General features: G+C 73.6%; 11 protein-coding genes. 3 read left to right on the forward strand and 8 right to left on the reverse strand.

Translation table 11 applies throughout. From position 1 onward, the window contains the following. Positions 1 to 22 precede the first annotated feature (22 nt). On the reverse strand, positions 23 to 1,429 hold the full coding sequence (locus tag ACFOWE_RS26285; protein ID WP_377292367.1) for an amino acid permease: 1,407 nt from the start codon (positions 1,427 to 1,429) through the stop codon (positions 23 to 25). A 112-nt stretch (positions 1,430 to 1,541) separates the two neighbouring features. Between ACFOWE_RS26285 and ACFOWE_RS26290 the strand changes: the two genes are divergently transcribed. Further along, positions 1,542 to 2,006, forward strand: a complete 465-nt coding sequence (locus tag ACFOWE_RS26290) for an Lrp/AsnC family transcriptional regulator (protein WP_377292369.1) — start codon at positions 1,542 to 1,544, stop codon at positions 2,004 to 2,006. A 69-nt stretch (positions 2,007 to 2,075) separates the two neighbouring features. Here ACFOWE_RS26290 and ACFOWE_RS26295 read toward each other — a convergent pair whose 3' ends face one another. From ACFOWE_RS26295 to ACFOWE_RS26305, 3 genes are all read right to left on the reverse strand, one after another. Continuing rightward, positions 2,076 to 2,921 carry an enoyl-CoA hydratase/isomerase family protein gene (locus tag ACFOWE_RS26295; protein ID WP_377292371.1) on the reverse strand — a complete coding sequence of 282 codons (846 nt, stop codon included), beginning with the start codon at positions 2,919 to 2,921 and terminating at the stop codon, positions 2,076 to 2,078. Next, positions 2,918 to 3,832 (reverse strand): alpha/beta hydrolase, encoded by a 915-nt coding sequence (locus tag ACFOWE_RS26300; protein ID WP_377292373.1) that lies wholly within the window; start codon positions 3,830 to 3,832, stop codon positions 2,918 to 2,920. The genes ACFOWE_RS26295 and ACFOWE_RS26300 overlap by 4 nt, the downstream gene beginning before the upstream one ends. A 148-nt stretch (positions 3,833 to 3,980) precedes the next feature. Beyond that, on the reverse strand, positions 3,981 to 4,667 hold the full coding sequence (locus ACFOWE_RS26305) for a gamma-glutamyl-gamma-aminobutyrate hydrolase family protein (RefSeq protein ID WP_377292375.1): 687 nt from the start codon (positions 4,665 to 4,667) through the stop codon (positions 3,981 to 3,983). Positions 4,668 to 5,175: 508 nt separating this feature from the next. Between ACFOWE_RS26305 and ACFOWE_RS26310 the strand changes: the two genes are divergently transcribed. Both ACFOWE_RS26310 and ACFOWE_RS26315 read left to right on the forward strand, forming a co-directional pair. After that, positions 5,176 to 6,291 carry an FAD-binding oxidoreductase gene (locus tag ACFOWE_RS26310; protein WP_377292376.1) on the forward strand — a complete coding sequence of 372 codons (1,116 nt, stop codon included), beginning with the start codon at positions 5,176 to 5,178 and terminating at the stop codon, positions 6,289 to 6,291. Between the two features lie 121 nt (positions 6,292 to 6,412). Continuing rightward, entirely contained in the window at positions 6,413 to 7,492 is a 1,080-nt protein-coding gene (locus tag ACFOWE_RS26315; RefSeq protein ID WP_377292377.1) for a WD40/YVTN/BNR-like repeat-containing protein, read from the forward strand. 67 nt (positions 7,493 to 7,559) lie between these two features. On the opposite strand, the gene ACFOWE_RS26320 is transcribed toward ACFOWE_RS26315, so the two are convergent. From ACFOWE_RS26320 to ACFOWE_RS26335, 4 genes are all read right to left on the reverse strand, one after another. After that, complete coding sequence (locus ACFOWE_RS26320) at positions 7,560 to 7,973, reverse strand: SRPBCC family protein (protein ID WP_377292378.1); 414 nt, start codon at positions 7,971 to 7,973, stop codon at positions 7,560 to 7,562. 359 nt (positions 7,974 to 8,332) lie between these two features. Next, entirely contained in the window at positions 8,333 to 9,895 is a 1,563-nt protein-coding gene (locus ACFOWE_RS26325; RefSeq protein WP_377292380.1) for an ABC transporter permease, read from the reverse strand. Further along, entirely contained in the window at positions 9,892 to 10,788 is an 897-nt protein-coding gene (locus tag ACFOWE_RS26330) for an ABC transporter ATP-binding protein (protein WP_377292426.1), read from the reverse strand. Before ACFOWE_RS26330 ends, ACFOWE_RS26325 begins: the two co-directional genes overlap by 4 nt. 86 nt (positions 10,789 to 10,874) lie before the next feature. Further along, the gene (locus ACFOWE_RS26335; RefSeq protein WP_377292382.1) at positions 10,875 to 13,589 is read right to left on the reverse strand and encodes an ATP-binding protein; all 2,715 of its coding nucleotides are present in this window, start codon (positions 13,587 to 13,589) and stop codon (positions 10,875 to 10,877) included. Between the last annotated feature and the right edge of the window lie 39 nt (positions 13,590 to 13,628).

Here is a 13,628-nt window from a genome sequence, read left to right on the forward strand (position 1 = left end):
CCGCCGCCGGAGGTGCGACGGCTCAGGCGGGCGGGGAGGCGGAGGCCCTGGACGCCTCCGGCGCATCCGGCGCCTCGGAGGCATCGGAGGTCTCGGATGCCTTGGACGTCGCGCCCCGTCCCGCCCGCCGCCTCCTCCCCCGCACGGCCGCGGCCCCCGCTGCGGCCCCCACCGCGGCCGTCACCACGGGCGCCAGCAGGTACGGCCCGCAGGAGACGAGCAGCACGACGGTGAAGGCCGCGGCCACCGCGGCGAGGCGGCGGCCCCGTCCGGTCAGCAGCCGGGCGGCGGCGGCCATGCCCACCGCGGTGACCGCCGCCAGGCAGGCCGAGGTGACCCGCAGCAGCGGGTCGAGCCCCATCCCCAGACCCGCCACCGCCGCGGTGACGGCGCCGCACAACACGGCGAGCAGGGCCAGGCTGCGGTGCGGCACCTCGCCGGGGGCCGCGCCGGCGGCCAGCCGGGCGGGCAGGGCCCCGTCGCGGGCGAGCGCGGCGCCGAGCCGGGCGCCCCCCGCGAGGTAGGCGTTGATCGCGCCGAAGCTCAGCAGCAGGGCCGCCCCGGCGGTGACCGGCCCGGCCAGGTCCCCGGCGCCGTGTTCCAGCAGCAGGGCCAGCGGCACCGGTGAGGTCGCCGCGCGCTCACCGAGCACGCCCACGGTGGTCACCGCCAGCCCCAGGTAGAGCACGCCGACGACGGCAAGGGTGAGCACCGTCGCCCGCCGCAGCCGGCGGCGCGGGTCGGCGAACTCGGCCGACAGGTGGCTGGCCGCCTCCCAGCCGACGAAGGCGAAGAACAGCACCCCGGCCGCCTCGGCGATCCCGCCCCAGCCGTGCGGGGCGAACGGCGCGAAGTTGCCTGGCCGCACGGAGGGCAGGGCCACTGCGACGGCGGCGACCAGGAGGACGGCCAGCAGCGCGGCCAGCAGCAGCTGCGTCCCGCCGGAGACGCGCAGCCCGGCGTGGTTGGCGGCGAACGCCGCGACCAGCAGGGCGCAGGCCACCGCCGTGATCCCGGCGGCGCCGAGACCCAGAGCCGAGGCGACGTACTCGGCGCCGATCATGGCCCCGGCCGGCACCCCGATCGGGACGGCGAAGTAGAACCACCAGCCGGTCACCGCGGCCGTACGGGGGCCGAAGGCCCGCGCGGCGAACGTCGCCACCCCGCCGCCGTCGGGGAAACGGCCGCCCAGCGCGGCGAAGCTCAGCGCGACCGGCACGCTGAGCGCCAGCAGCGCGGCCCACGCCACGATCGAGGCCGGGCCCGCGGCGGCCGCGGCCAGATGCGGCAGGGCGAGCACGCCCGGCCCGAGCACCGCCCCGAGGAGCAGCGCCGTCCCCTGCGCCGCGCCCAGTCCGCCGGACGCGCCGGGTGCGCCGGGCCCGTCATCGGCTCCCGCCGTCCGCGCGCTCCGTCCCGGGTGTTCCATCCGTCCACCTGCCTTCAATTCGATCGGTCACGTCGGAAGAAAGGTAGGCAGACGGATGGCTTGATCTACGATCAGCCGAACGAACGGCCGGAATCGACGGAGAATAATCGTCATGGACGAACTTGATACGGAAATCATCCGCCTTCTCCAGACGGATGCGCGGAGATCGAACCGGGAACTCGCCCGGACGCTCGGCATCGCCCCCTCGACCTGCCTGGAGCGCGTGCGCGCGCTCACCCGCCGGGGCGTGATCCGCGGCTATCACGCGGACATCGACCACGCCGCCCTCAACCGGAGCGTCCAGGCCATGGTCTCGGTGCAGGTGCGCCCGCTCAGCCGGGCCGTCATCGAGAGCTTCAAGAACTCCGTCAGCGCCCTGCCGGAGGTGCTGAGCGTCTTCGTGCTGGCGGGCGGCGACGACTTCCTGCTCCACGTCGCCGTGCAGGACCTGGACCACCTGCACGGCTTCCTGCTCGACCAGCTCAGCCAGCGCCGGGAGATCGCCGGTTTCCGCACCTCGGTGATCTTCCAGCAGGTGCGGAAACCGGTGCTGAGCCGCCTGCCCGACCCCGCGTGACGGCGTGGCACGGCCCGGGACGGGCCGTGCGACGGGCCGTACGGGGGGGGCGGGTGCCGGGCCCGCCCGTCAGGTGAAGCGGGGCGGGCGCTTGTCGCGCAGCGCGCGCACCCCCTCGGCCGCGTCCGGCCCGGTGAAGCCGAGGAATTCCATGGCCAGGGAGGCGTCGAAGGACGGGCCCGCCAGGCGGAGCCAGTTGTTCAGGGAGTACTTGGTCAGACGGATCGCCTCGGCCGATCCCTCCGCCAGGCGGGCGGCGATCTCCAGTGCCTTCTCGTGCACCCGGTCGTCGTCGACGCAGACGCTCACCAGGCCCATCGCCTCGGCCTGCTCACCGGTGACCGGCTCGCAGAGCAGCAGGTGGTACTTGGCCTTGGCCAGGCCGCACAGGAGCGGCCAGACGATCGCCGCGTGGTCGCCCGCCGCGACTCCGAGCCGGGTGTGCCCATCGATGATCTTCGCGCTCCGCCCGGCGACCGAGATGTCCGCCAGCAGCGCGACCGCGAGCCCGGCGCCGACCGCCGGGCCCTGGATCGCCGAGACGACCGGCTTGGAGCAGTTGAGCACGTTGTAGACGATGTCGCGGGCCTCCGCGAAGATCCGCATGCGCGTGGCGTGGTCACGCGTCATCTCCTCGATCATCGACAGGTCGCCGCCGGCGGAGAACGCCTCGCCCTCGCCCCGGATCACCACCGCGCGCACGTCGTCGTCGCGGTCCACCTGCCGCCAGATCTCGGCCAGCTCGCGGTGGCCGGTCACGTCCACCGCATTGCGCCGGCGCGGCTCACTGATCACGATCCGGAGCACCCCGTCCGCCGCCCGGTCGACCTTCAGCTTCTCGTAGCCCTCGTAGCCCTTGCAGCTCTCGTGACCTTCACGGCCCTCACGGCCCTCACGGCCCGCCTGATCCTTCACGCGAACGCCTCCTTCAGCCGCGCGGCGACGTACTGCCGCGCCTCCACCGCCTGGTCGAAGAAGCCGGGCAGGCCGAAGAAGCCGTGCACGGCCCCGGCGTAGCACCGGTAGTCCACCGGGACCCCCGCCTGCTCCAGCCTCCCGGCGTAGGCCGCGCCCTCGTCGCAGAGCGGGTCGCACTCGGCGGTGACCACCGTCGCGGGGGCCAGGCCGGCCATGTCGGCCAGGCGGAGCGGGGCCAGTCTCGGGTCGGCCGGATCCCCGCCGTACTGCGCGATGAACCAGGCCATCTCGTCGGCGCCGAGCCCGAAGCCGGTGGCGTAGGCCCGGTAGCTCAGCGTGTCCATCGCCACGTCGGTGACCGGGTATATCAGCGCCTGGTGGGCCAGGCGCAGCCCTGCGTCGCGGGCCTGCCAGGCGGCCACGGCGGCGAGGTTCCCGCCCGCGCTGTCGCCGAGGACCGCGATCCGCTCCGGGTCGGCGCCGTAGAAGGACGGGCGGGCGAAGACGTCCTCGACCGCGGCCCACGCGTCGTCGGCCGCGGCGGGGAAGGGATGCTCGGGGGCGAGCCGGTAGTCCACCGAGACCACCACCGCGCCGGTGCGCGCGGCCAGGTCCCGGGCGAGCGGGTCGTTACGGGCCACGCTGCCGAACACCCAGCCGCCGCCGTGGAAGTAGACGAGTGCCGGGAGCGGGTGGCTCCCGGCGTCGGCCCGGTAGACGCGGACCGGCACGCCGCCCGCGACCTCGTCGCGCACGACCGGGAGCGGGATGACCGGCCCTCGCTGCTCGGCGAACCCGTCCAGGGCCCGCATCTCGGCGATCGCCTGGGGGGTGAGGTCGGCGAGGGGCGTGCCGAGGTCGGTGGGGAAGAGATCGAGGTAGGCCTCTGCCTGGGGATGCAACGCCATGGCCGAACCTTACTCGGCGGCCTCGAGCGCGCCGCGGGCGACACCGCGTCCTGTGGACGTTCGGCAGGTGACGCCGCGCCCTGTGGAAACCCCGTGGACCGCCCCGCCCGCGCACCGCGGGCGACCCTGCGCGGCGGGCCGCGGGAGCTCAGCGGGCCGCCTCCACCAGGGCCTCGACGAGGCGGTTGTCCCCGCCGCGCTCGGGATGCCACTGCACGCCGACGGCGAAGCGATGGCCCTGCAGTTCCACGCCCTCCACGATCTGGTCGTCGGCCCAGGCCACCGCGAGCAGCCCGGCGCCCAGGCGCCGGACGGCCTGCCGGTGCGGCGCGGGCACCTCGGCACGGTCGCCGAGCGCCTTGCCCAGTGCGCTGGAGACGCTGATCTGGACGGTGTGCGTACGGCCGGCCTCCCCGTGCCGCTCGTGCCCGACGACGTCGGGCAGCCAGGGGATCAGACTGCCGCCCTGGGCGACGTTGAGGACGTGCATGCCCCTGCCGATGCCCAGCAGCGGCAGCCCGGCCTGCACGGCGGCACGGGCCAGGGCCAGCTCGAACCGGTCGCGGTGCCGGTCGGGGGCGTCGAGGCGCGGGTCGGGGGCCGCGCCGTACAGGCCGGGATCGAGTTCGGCGCCGCCGGCCAGGATCAGGCCGGACAGGTGGCCCGTGTAGTCCTCCGCCCCGCCCGGGCCGAGCGGCGGCAGCAGGACCGGGACGCCGCCGGCCTTCTCCACCGCGCGGGCGTAGGGCACGGGGGACAGGACGGCCTCGCGGACCCACGTGCCCCAGCGGGCGGCCTCGAGGTAGGCGGTGATACCGATCAGGGGTCGGGACATGCGTCCTCCAGGCCATGCGCGGGGGCGCGCCGCCCGCGCGCGGGCCACGCCCATCCCATCTACAGCAGCACCCCCATCATGGCGCACAGTATTTGCCCTATGTCACACATCCCGGGTATCGGTGTGATCTCACCGGAAGCGGCTCTGCGGCCGCAGCGGAGGGATAGCGGAGGGATAGCGGAGGGATATCGTCCCCGGAAAAGGCGATTCACCGGGGCCGGGAGGCCGTCCTCGCCCTCCGCGGACGCCCAGGTCAGCCCGAATGCGATTCTCATTCATTAGCCCGCCCCGGAAATCACCCGGACGACGGGCAACGGCGGACCACCTGCGACTCGTTGGCTTCGCACCATATTGCCGGGAAACGGTTGTGACGCTCAGTACGTGATGGAAGACTCGAATTCGAGCGACCGAGGGCCGGGGCCTCCGGGCACTCACCACCCGGAACCGTCAGGGAGGTGCGTCTGCACGACCGGGCAGCGGCCCGGTCACTCAGGTTGGGTTCCGTCACATGTCATTGAATCCGCGTCTCGTCAAGGAGAGCTTCGCCGTCGTCGAACCCGTCGCGGACAAGGCCGCGGCGTACTTCTACGGCCGCCTGTTCGCCGAGAGCCCCCATCTGCGGGGCATGTTCCCACCGGCCATGGACGTCCAGCGCGACCGCCTGTTCAACGCGCTGGCCAGGATCGCCTGGAGCGTCGACAGCCCGGACGGGCTGGCGCCCTTCCTCTGCCAGCTCGGCCGCGACCACCGCAAGTACGGAGTGCTCCCCGAGCACTACCCCGTGATCGGCAGGGCCCTGCTCGCCACGGTCCGGCGCTTCGCCGCCGAGATCTGGACGGAGGAGATCGAGGCGGCCTGGACCGCCGCCTACGCCACCGCCGCGGGCATGATGATCGAGGCGGCCGAGGCCGACGCCGGGGTCTGCCCCGCCTGGTGGACGGCCGAGGTGATCGACCACGAGCGCCGCACCCGGGACATCGCGGTGATCACGCTCCGGCCCGGGCAGCGCCTGCCGTACCTGCCGGGCCAGTACGTCAACGTGCAGACCCCGCGCTGGCCCCGCGTGTGGCGCACGTTCTCCATCGCCAACGCCCCGCGCCCGGACAACACGGTCCGCCTGCACGTGCGGGCGGTCCCCGGCGGCTGGGTGTCCACCGCGCTGGTCGAGCACACCCGCATCGGCGACACCCTGACGCTCGGCCCGCCGGTCGGCACGATGACCCCCGCCGACTCCGGCCGCGACCTGCTCTGCGTCGCCGGCGGCACCGGCCTGGCCCCGCTCAAGGCCATCGTGGAGCACGTGATCGCCTCCGGCCGGCGCCCCAACATCCACCTGCTGTACGGCGCCCGCCGCGCGAACGACCTCTACGACCTGCCGGACCTCCTCCGGCTGGAGTCGAGCTTCCCCTGGCTGCGGGTGCTCCCCGTGGTCTCCGACGAGCCCGGCTACGACGGGATGCGCGGCCGGGTGCCCGAGGTGGTGGAGCGCTTCCGCTCCTGGGCCGGGCACGACGCCTACGTCTGCGGGCCCGCCCCCATGGTCGACGAGACGGTCCGGCGCCTCCGGCGCGCGGGGGTGCCCCCGGCGTGCATCCACCGGGACGTCGCCCTGAGCGAGTTCTGAGCGGACTCCGCCTTCCCCTCCACAAAAACGACTTTTCGTTCCAATACGGAACGATGATTCGACAACACGTGCGATTTCGCGTGCGCCGTGGAACCATGGGGCCGAACCGAAAGGAGACGAGATGCGTGACGCACTCCTGGCCATCGGCACCCGCAAGGGCCTTTTCCTCGCCCGATCCACCGGCGGCGGCCCGTTCGAGGTCGAACCGGTCCGCTTCTCCACCATCGGGGTGTCCGCGGTGGCGATCGACACCCGGGGCCCGGCGCCCCGCCTCCTCGCCGGCATCGAGTACGGCCACTTCGGCCCGTCCGTGATGTGGTCCGACGACCTCGGCGCCACCTGGCAGGAGGCCGAGCGCGCCCCTATCGCCTTCCCCGAGGAGACCGGCGCCGCGCTGGAGCGCGTCTGGCAGCTCCAGCCCTCCCCCAGCGAGCCCGACGTGGTCTGGGCCGGGGTCGAGCCGGGGGCACTGTTCCGCTCCGAGGACCGCGGGGTCACCTTCTCCCTGGTCGAGGGCCTGTGGAACCACCCGCACCGGGCCCAGTGGCATCCCGGCGGCGGCGGGCTCTGCATGCACACCGTGCTGCCCCATCCCGCCGACCCGAAGACCATCGCGATCGCCGTCTCCACCGGCGGCTTCTACCGCAGCACCGACGGCGGCACCACCTGGGAGGCGGCCAATCGGGGCATCCGGGCCCCGTTCCTGCCCGAGGGCTCGCAGTATCCCGAGTTCGGCCAGTGCGTGCACAAGGTGACCGGGCATCCCTCCCGCCCCGAGCGCCTCTTCCTCCAGCACCACTTCGGCGTCTACCGCAGCGACGACTTCGGCGACTCCTGGACCTCGATCGGCGACGGGCTCCCCTCCGACTTCGGCTTCCCGATCGTCGTGCACCCCGAGCGGCCCGACACCGTCTACGTCTTCCCGCTCAAGGCCGACATGGACCGCACCCCCGTCGACCACCGCTACCGCGTCTACCGCAGCGACGACGCGGGCGGCTCCTGGCGGGCGCTCAGCGCGGGCCTGCCCGACGAGCCGGTCCACTCGAGCGTGCTGCGCGACGCGATGTGCGCCTCCGGCGCCGGCGTCTTCTTCGGCACCCGCGACGGCGAGGTGTACGGCTCCCGCGACGACGGCGAGAGCTGGTCCGCCGTCGCCCGCCACCTGCCCGACGTGCTCACCGTCCGCGCGACCCTGCTCTGACGGCGCCGCCAGGCGGGAATCTGCCGGCGCCGCCAGGCGGGAAGGGGTATCGGCCCCGGTCTGCGGGTCAGCCCCGTACCGCCGCCTCGATCGCCTGCTTCATCTCCACCGCGCCGCGCTCGATGCGCATCCGGGTCTCGGGGGCGACCGAGTGCGGCAGGATGTCGGTGGTCCAGATCAGCCGGCTCGCCAGGTCTCCGGCAGGATGAACCTCGAACGAGGCGTGGTGATGCTCGAGCGGCGGCCGGGCGCCTTCGACGACGGAGTAGGCCAGCCGGCGGGCGTCGTCGTCGACCGCGACGATGAGCTCTCGGACCACGTGTCCATCGGGGAAGGTCAGGAGCCGCTGGTCGCCCTCGATCCGGGTGTCGGCGACGCGGCCCGGCAGCAGGCGCTCGTGCACGGCGCCGACGTCGCGGAGCACGTCCCAGGTGTGCTCGGGAGATGCGTCGATCAAGATTTCGTGGCGGATGGAGGCCATGGGCCCAGGGCTCCTCTCAGGGCAGGACAGATCGTGATCAACCTAGCCTGGGCACGTCCGGATCGGCCCACGGGCTCCTCGACCCGACGGAGAGGGCTTTCGGGAGCGCGGACGCCGTCTCCCGGGGGGCCGGCCACGGCGCACTTGGTGCATCCCGAGTGGTTCCGCGGTCGGCGGCCGAGTCCGCCGCCGCTGCCGGCGCGGGTGTGGAGCAGCCAGCCGCCGGCGGCTCCCGAAGCCGACGAAGCCCAGGCCGCAGCACAGACACCGAACGTGGCTTGATGTCTCAACAGATTTGACAGGTACCGGGAGAATCCGCCCGGGTCGCCGGGCGGATTCTCCGTAACGGTCCTTGCAGCTCAGGTGAGTGCCCTGCGTCTGACGGCGCTCAGGCCGACCGCGACGAGGACGGCGGTGATGCCTGTCATGATCGTGATGGCGTTGGCCGTGAAGGGCTCACCCGTGATGACCATGGGCAGGTTGGGGTAGGGCACGGCGTACTTGGCGATCCAGTAGTCGATGCCCAGGATCGGGCCGAGCACCTCGCCGAAGAGGTTGACGAACAGGAAGGTCGCCCAGGAGATCGCGGCGGCGGCGCGGGGGAACAGCCCGAAGGCTAGGACGCCGATCCCGGCCAGGACCCAGGTGGCGGGCACCTGGACCAGGGCGCCCGCGAGCGCCTTGCCGGGCGCCCCGGCCGCCAGGCCCATGGTCAGCCCCGCGGCGGCGAGGATCAGCGTGCTTCCTGCCAGGGCGAAGAGCAAGTGGCCTCCGACCCAGCGCGCACGGGAGACCGGGGTGGACAAGAGCAGCTCGGCGCGGCCTGAGATCTCCTCGTTGCGCAGCCGCAGCAGGACCAACAGCGGGTACAGGGCCGAGACGTAGCCGAGGCTGAGCACGATCAGCCACAGGTAGGCGTCGGTCATGGTGGCCTCGGGTGAGGCGGTGTAGCGGTGGAAGAACTCCTCCACGGCGGCGCCCTGCCGGGCGACCTCCTCGACGGAGGTGCCCAGCGCGCCGAGGGCCAGCCCGGCGATCGCGTACCCGGCGATCCACCCGAAGAGCAGGCCCTTCTGCAGCCGCCAGGCCAGGATCAACGGGCTGCGCAGCCGGTCGGACGATGCCGGTCCCGGGCGTTCGGGGATCAGGCCGTGGCCCAGGTCGCGCCGGGTGAGCAGCCGGTAGGCCAGGGCGAGGGACCCGGCGGTGAAGGCAAGGCTGAGCAGCAGTACGGCCATGTTGTCGTCCCCGTACGGGCGTACCAGGTGCGACCAGCCTTGCGGTGAGAGCCACTTGAGCGCGGTCACGCCGCTGCCGTCGGCGAGGAAGCGCAGCACGTAGCTGACACCGAGACCGAGCGCGGCCACGCCGATGGCGGTGCGGGCGGTCTGGGTGAGCTGGGCGGCCACCGCGCCCATGCCGGCGAAGACCAGGGCGACGGCGGTGATCGCGGCGCCGAAGGCCAGCGAGCCGGCCGTATCGGCGCCGGTCGCGGTCATGGCGGCGGCGGTGAGCAGCCCCGCCAGCACGGCCGAACCGCACGTGACGGCGAGCGCGGCGGTCAGCGGCGCGAGACGGCCGACCACGCCGGCGCCGACCAGCTCGGCGCGGCCGGACTCCTCCTCGCCCCGGCTGTGCCGGACGACGGTGAGGATCATGATCAAGCCGAGGATGGTGTAGATGGCGTCGGCGTTCTTCCAGACCGCCATGCCCGCCAGAGTGGCGGAGTGCACCTCGCCGGCGAACGCGGTCAGTGCCTGGTTGGCGGCCATCTCGCGGGCGAACGCGGCGATGTCGGGAATGCCGGTGGCGTACCGCTGAACCTGCCCGGCCGCGAGCGCAACGAGCAGCAGCAGCCAGAGCGGGACGACGAAGCGCTCACGCTTGAGCGCGAGCTTGGTCAGGGTCCAGGTGCCGTTCATCGCTCCGCCTTCTCACCCTCGTAGTGGCGCAGGAACAGGTCCTCCAACGAGGGCGGGGTGCAGGTCAGATCGCGCACGCCCACTCGGATCAGCTCGGCCAGCGCCGCGTCCAGCCGGGTGCGGTCCACCTCGAAGGAGATCCGGTTGCCGTCGACCTGAACCTCGTGCAGGTCCGGCATCCGGGTCAGGCCGTTCGGCGGCGAGGCCAGCTCGGCGCTGACCCGGCTGCGGACCAGGCCCCGCAGCTTGGACAGCGGGCCGGCCTCGACCGTACGGCCCCGCCGGATGATCGTGACGCGGTCGCACAACGCCTCGACCTCCGACAGGATGTGGCTGGACAGCAGCACGGTACGGCCGCGCTCCTTCTCCTCGGCCACGCACCGCTGGAACACCGCCTCCATCAGCGGATCCAAGCCGGAGGTGGGCTCGTCCAGGATGAGCAGGTCGGCGTCGGAGGCGAACGCCGCCACCAGCGCGACCTTCTGCCGGTTGCCCTTGGAGTAGGTCTTGGCCTTCTTGCGCGGGTCCAGTTCGAAGCGCTCCAGCAGCTCCGCCCGCCGGGCCCGGTCCAGGCCGCCGCGCAGCCGGCCGAGCAGGTCGATCACCTCGCCGCCGGTCAGGCCGGGCCACAGGCTCACGTCGCCCGGCACGTACGCCAGCCGCCGGTGCAGGTCCGCCGCCTCGCGCCAGGGGTCACCACCCAGCAGCACGGCCCGGCCGGCGTTGGCCCGCAGCAGGCCCAGCAGGGTCCTGATGGTGGTCGACTTGCCTGCCCCGTTCGGGCCGAGGAAGCCGTGCACCTCCCCGGCTGGTACGCGCAAGTCCAGCCCGTCCAGGGCCCGGGCCCGGCCGAAGGACTTGACCAGTCCCTCCACGTCGATGGCCAGTTCCATGGCCGCCACGCTCCTCGTCTTGTTCGCTTTGATGCGGGTCAAGACGGTAGAAGCGGCGATCACCCGGCGGTATCGGGCATGTTCCCCTATTCGAGACTGAGACGCGCCAGCTCCGTCCGGGTGGAGACGCCCAGCTTGGGGAAGGCGCGGTAGAGGTGGTGGCCGACGGTCTTGGGACTGAGGAACAGCCGTGCGGCGATCTCCTTGTTCGTCGCGCCGGTCGCCGCCAGCCGTACCACCTGCAGTTCCTGCGGGGTGAGCTGGGATACGGCGTCCGCCACCGCCGGAGCGGAGCTCTCGCCGGCCGCGCGCAGCTCGGCGCGGGCGTGCTCGGCCCATGGGACCGCGCCGAGCCGGTCGAACCGCTCCAGCGCCTCACGCAGGTGCGTACGGGCCTCGGCCTTATGCCGCTCGCGGCGCAGCCATTCGCCGTACAGCAGCTCGGTGCGGGCCCGCTCGAACGGCCGGGCCTCGCCCTGGAGCTCCAGCGCCCGCACATACAGCGAGCCGTCCCCGCTCGTCAGCGCGCGGCAACGCAGCACGAGCCCGTCCTCCCAGGCCAGACCGGCGGCGGCGGCCCACTGCTCCAGCCGCGCCAACGGCGCGGCGGCGCGCTCGGGGCGGCTGAGCCGCACGGCGGCCTCCACCTGGTCGGCCGCGAAGTGCACACCGGGACCCACGTGCCGGATCGGGCCGCGGGTGGCCGTCTCCAGCCGGTCCAGCGCAGCCTCGTAGCGGCCGTGGCCGAGGTCGAGCAGCGCCAGCGCCCACTCCGACCACGCGGCCACCAGCGCGTTGGCGTGCGCGGGGAAGCGTTGCAGGTTCCGCTCGGCGGGACGCGTGCCGGGCTCGTCGCCGCGGACGGCGGCCACGTACGCCAGCAGCGCCCCGGCGTGGGCCGCGTGGCTGGGCTGGCCGATGTCCCCGGCGATGCGCAGCGCCTCGCTCGCGGACTGGATCGCGTCGCGATGGCGGCCGAGGTTGATCTCGGCGGTCGCCAGCGTGCACAGCACCGTCGGCAGCCAGCCGATCGCTCCGCTCGCGCGACTCTCCTCCGCCAGGCCGGCCATGATGTCGCGGGTGTCGTCGTAGTCTCCGGTCAGCAGCGCCTGCGAGGCCACGTTGAGCCGCAGCCCAGGCGGCGCGTTCCTGCCCTGCGCGATGTGCTCGCGCAGTAGCGCCACCCCGTCGGCTGCCTCGGTCGCGTCGTCGGAGTACAGTTTCAGCGCCCCGCCGATGGAGGCGACAAGCATGTCCCTGACCGGATCCGGCGGCAGTTCCGCGAGAATGCGGCGGGCCTGCGCCACCCGCCCGGGTTCTCCGGCCGACCAGGATGCCCGCGACGCGTCCGCCAGCATGGACGCAGCGGCGTCCGGATCGAGCGGCGCGACCTGGCGAGCCGCCGTGACCAGCACCTCGTGCGCCGTATGCAGCGAGCCGTGCTCGAACTCCACCCGCGCCCGCACCGCCGCGACGCGCGCCAGCAGCCGGGCGTCCTCGGTCAGCCGCAGCGCCTGACCGGCCAGGTGACGGGCGCGATCGGGCAGCCCCGCGTCCACAGCGATCTCGGCGGCCAGCGCCAGCCGCCGCGCCCGCTCCGCCTCCTCGGCGGTGAGCCGGACGGCCCGTTCCAAGGCCGCGACCGCCGTGGCGTGCCCGGAACGCCGGCGGGCCCGCAGAGCCGCCGCCTCCAGGTCCGCCGCCACCCCCTCGTCCGGTCCTGTGGCCGCCGCCGCCCGGTGCCAGGCCGCCCGGTCAGGATCGCCGGCCAGCGCGTCTGCGAGCGCGGCGTGCGCGGCCAACCGGCCGGTGAACGGCGCGCCCCGGTAGGCGGCCGTACGGATGAGCGGGTGGCGGAAGACGACCGTCTGGTCTTCCACGCTGATCAGCCCCTCAGCCTCGGCCGCCGCCAGCGCGTCGGCCGTGAGCCCGAGACCTGCCATGGCGCACAGCGTGGCGGCCAGCGCGCCGCTCTCCTCCGCCGCCGCGATCAGGAGGGCGTTACGGGTCGGTGCGGACAACTCGGCGATGCGCCGCCGGTAGGCGTCCTGCAGGCGGTGCGGCAGCGGCAGGTGCCGCGGGTCGCCGTCGTCGGTCCTGGGCAGCTCCAGCAGGGCCAGCGGGTTGCCGTCGGCCTCAGCCAGCACCCGGTCGCGTATGTGGGCGGGCAGGTCGGGAGCGTGCTCGGCCAGCAGCGCCCGTGCCGCCATAGGATCCAGCCGCTTGAGCGCCAGTTCGGGCACGCCCGGCAGGATGGCCCCCTCCCGGGCCGTGAACAGCAAGAACACCTTCTCGGCCGCCAGCCGGCGAGCGGCGAACGACAGCGCCTCGGCCGAGGGCCGGTCCAGCCACTGAGCGTCGTCCACCAGGCACAACACCGGCCCCTCCGCGGCCAGCTCCGCCAGCAGCGACACCGTGGCCAGGCCGACCAGAAAGCGGTTGTCACCCCCCGGTGCGGCCAATCCCAGCGCCGCCCGCAACGCCTCCGCCTGCGGGCCGGGAATACCGACCAGATGCCCCATCACGCCGGACAGCAGGGCCTGCAGCGCCGCGAACGGCAGCTCCGCCTCGCTCTCCACACCCGTGCAGCGCAACACCTGGAACCCCTGGCCCGAGCCCGCCCACTGCAGCAGCGCCGACTTGCCGCCACCCGGCTCACCCAGGACCACGACGGCGCCGCCCCGGCCAGAAGCGACCTCCGCCAGGAGCCGGCCGAGTTCCCGCTGCTCAGGCTCCCGCCCATACAACATCAGGCACTCCTCGTAACCCACCCAGCTGGTGATCTCAACGCCGGGCAGCATACGCGTCCCTGCGATCGACGCCGGACGGGGTGGCGCATC

Origin of the sequence: Planomonospora corallina (assembly GCF_042650625.1) — a bacterium.
In the GTDB taxonomy this organism is placed as follows: Bacteria; Actinomycetota; Actinomycetes; order Streptosporangiales; family Streptosporangiaceae; genus Planomonospora_B; species Planomonospora_B corallina.

Excerpts from the sequence above, each read along its gene's own strand:
- ACFOWE_RS26305 (WP_377292375.1), bottom strand. The coding sequence starts at position 4,667 with ATGTCCCGACCCCTGATCGGTATCACCGCCTACCTCGAGGCCGCCCGC.
- ACFOWE_RS26290 (WP_377292369.1), top strand. The coding sequence starts at position 1,542 with ATGGACGAACTTGATACGGAAATCATCCGCCTTCTCCAGACGGATGCG.
- ACFOWE_RS26315 (WP_377292377.1), top strand. The coding sequence starts at position 6,413 with ATGCGTGACGCACTCCTGGCCATCGGCACCCGCAAGGGCCTTTTCCTC.
- ACFOWE_RS26330 (WP_377292426.1), bottom strand. The coding sequence starts at position 10,788 with ATGGAACTGGCCATCGACGTGGAGGGACTGGTCAAGTCCTTCGGCCGG.
- ACFOWE_RS26300 (WP_377292373.1), bottom strand. The coding sequence starts at position 3,832 with ATGGCGTTGCATCCCCAGGCAGAGGCCTACCTCGATCTCTTCCCCACC.
- ACFOWE_RS26310 (WP_377292376.1), top strand. The coding sequence starts at position 5,176 with ATGTCATTGAATCCGCGTCTCGTCAAGGAGAGCTTCGCCGTCGTCGAA.
- ACFOWE_RS26335 (WP_377292382.1), bottom strand. The coding sequence starts at position 13,589 with ATGCTGCCCGGCGTTGAGATCACCAGCTGGGTGGGTTACGAGGAGTGC.
- ACFOWE_RS26285 (WP_377292367.1), bottom strand. The coding sequence starts at position 1,429 with ATGGAACACCCGGGACGGAGCGCGCGGACGGCGGGAGCCGATGACGGG.
- ACFOWE_RS26325 (WP_377292380.1), bottom strand. The coding sequence starts at position 9,895 with ATGAACGGCACCTGGACCCTGACCAAGCTCGCGCTCAAGCGTGAGCGC.
- ACFOWE_RS26320 (WP_377292378.1), bottom strand. The coding sequence starts at position 7,973 with ATGGCCTCCATCCGCCACGAAATCTTGATCGACGCATCTCCCGAGCAC.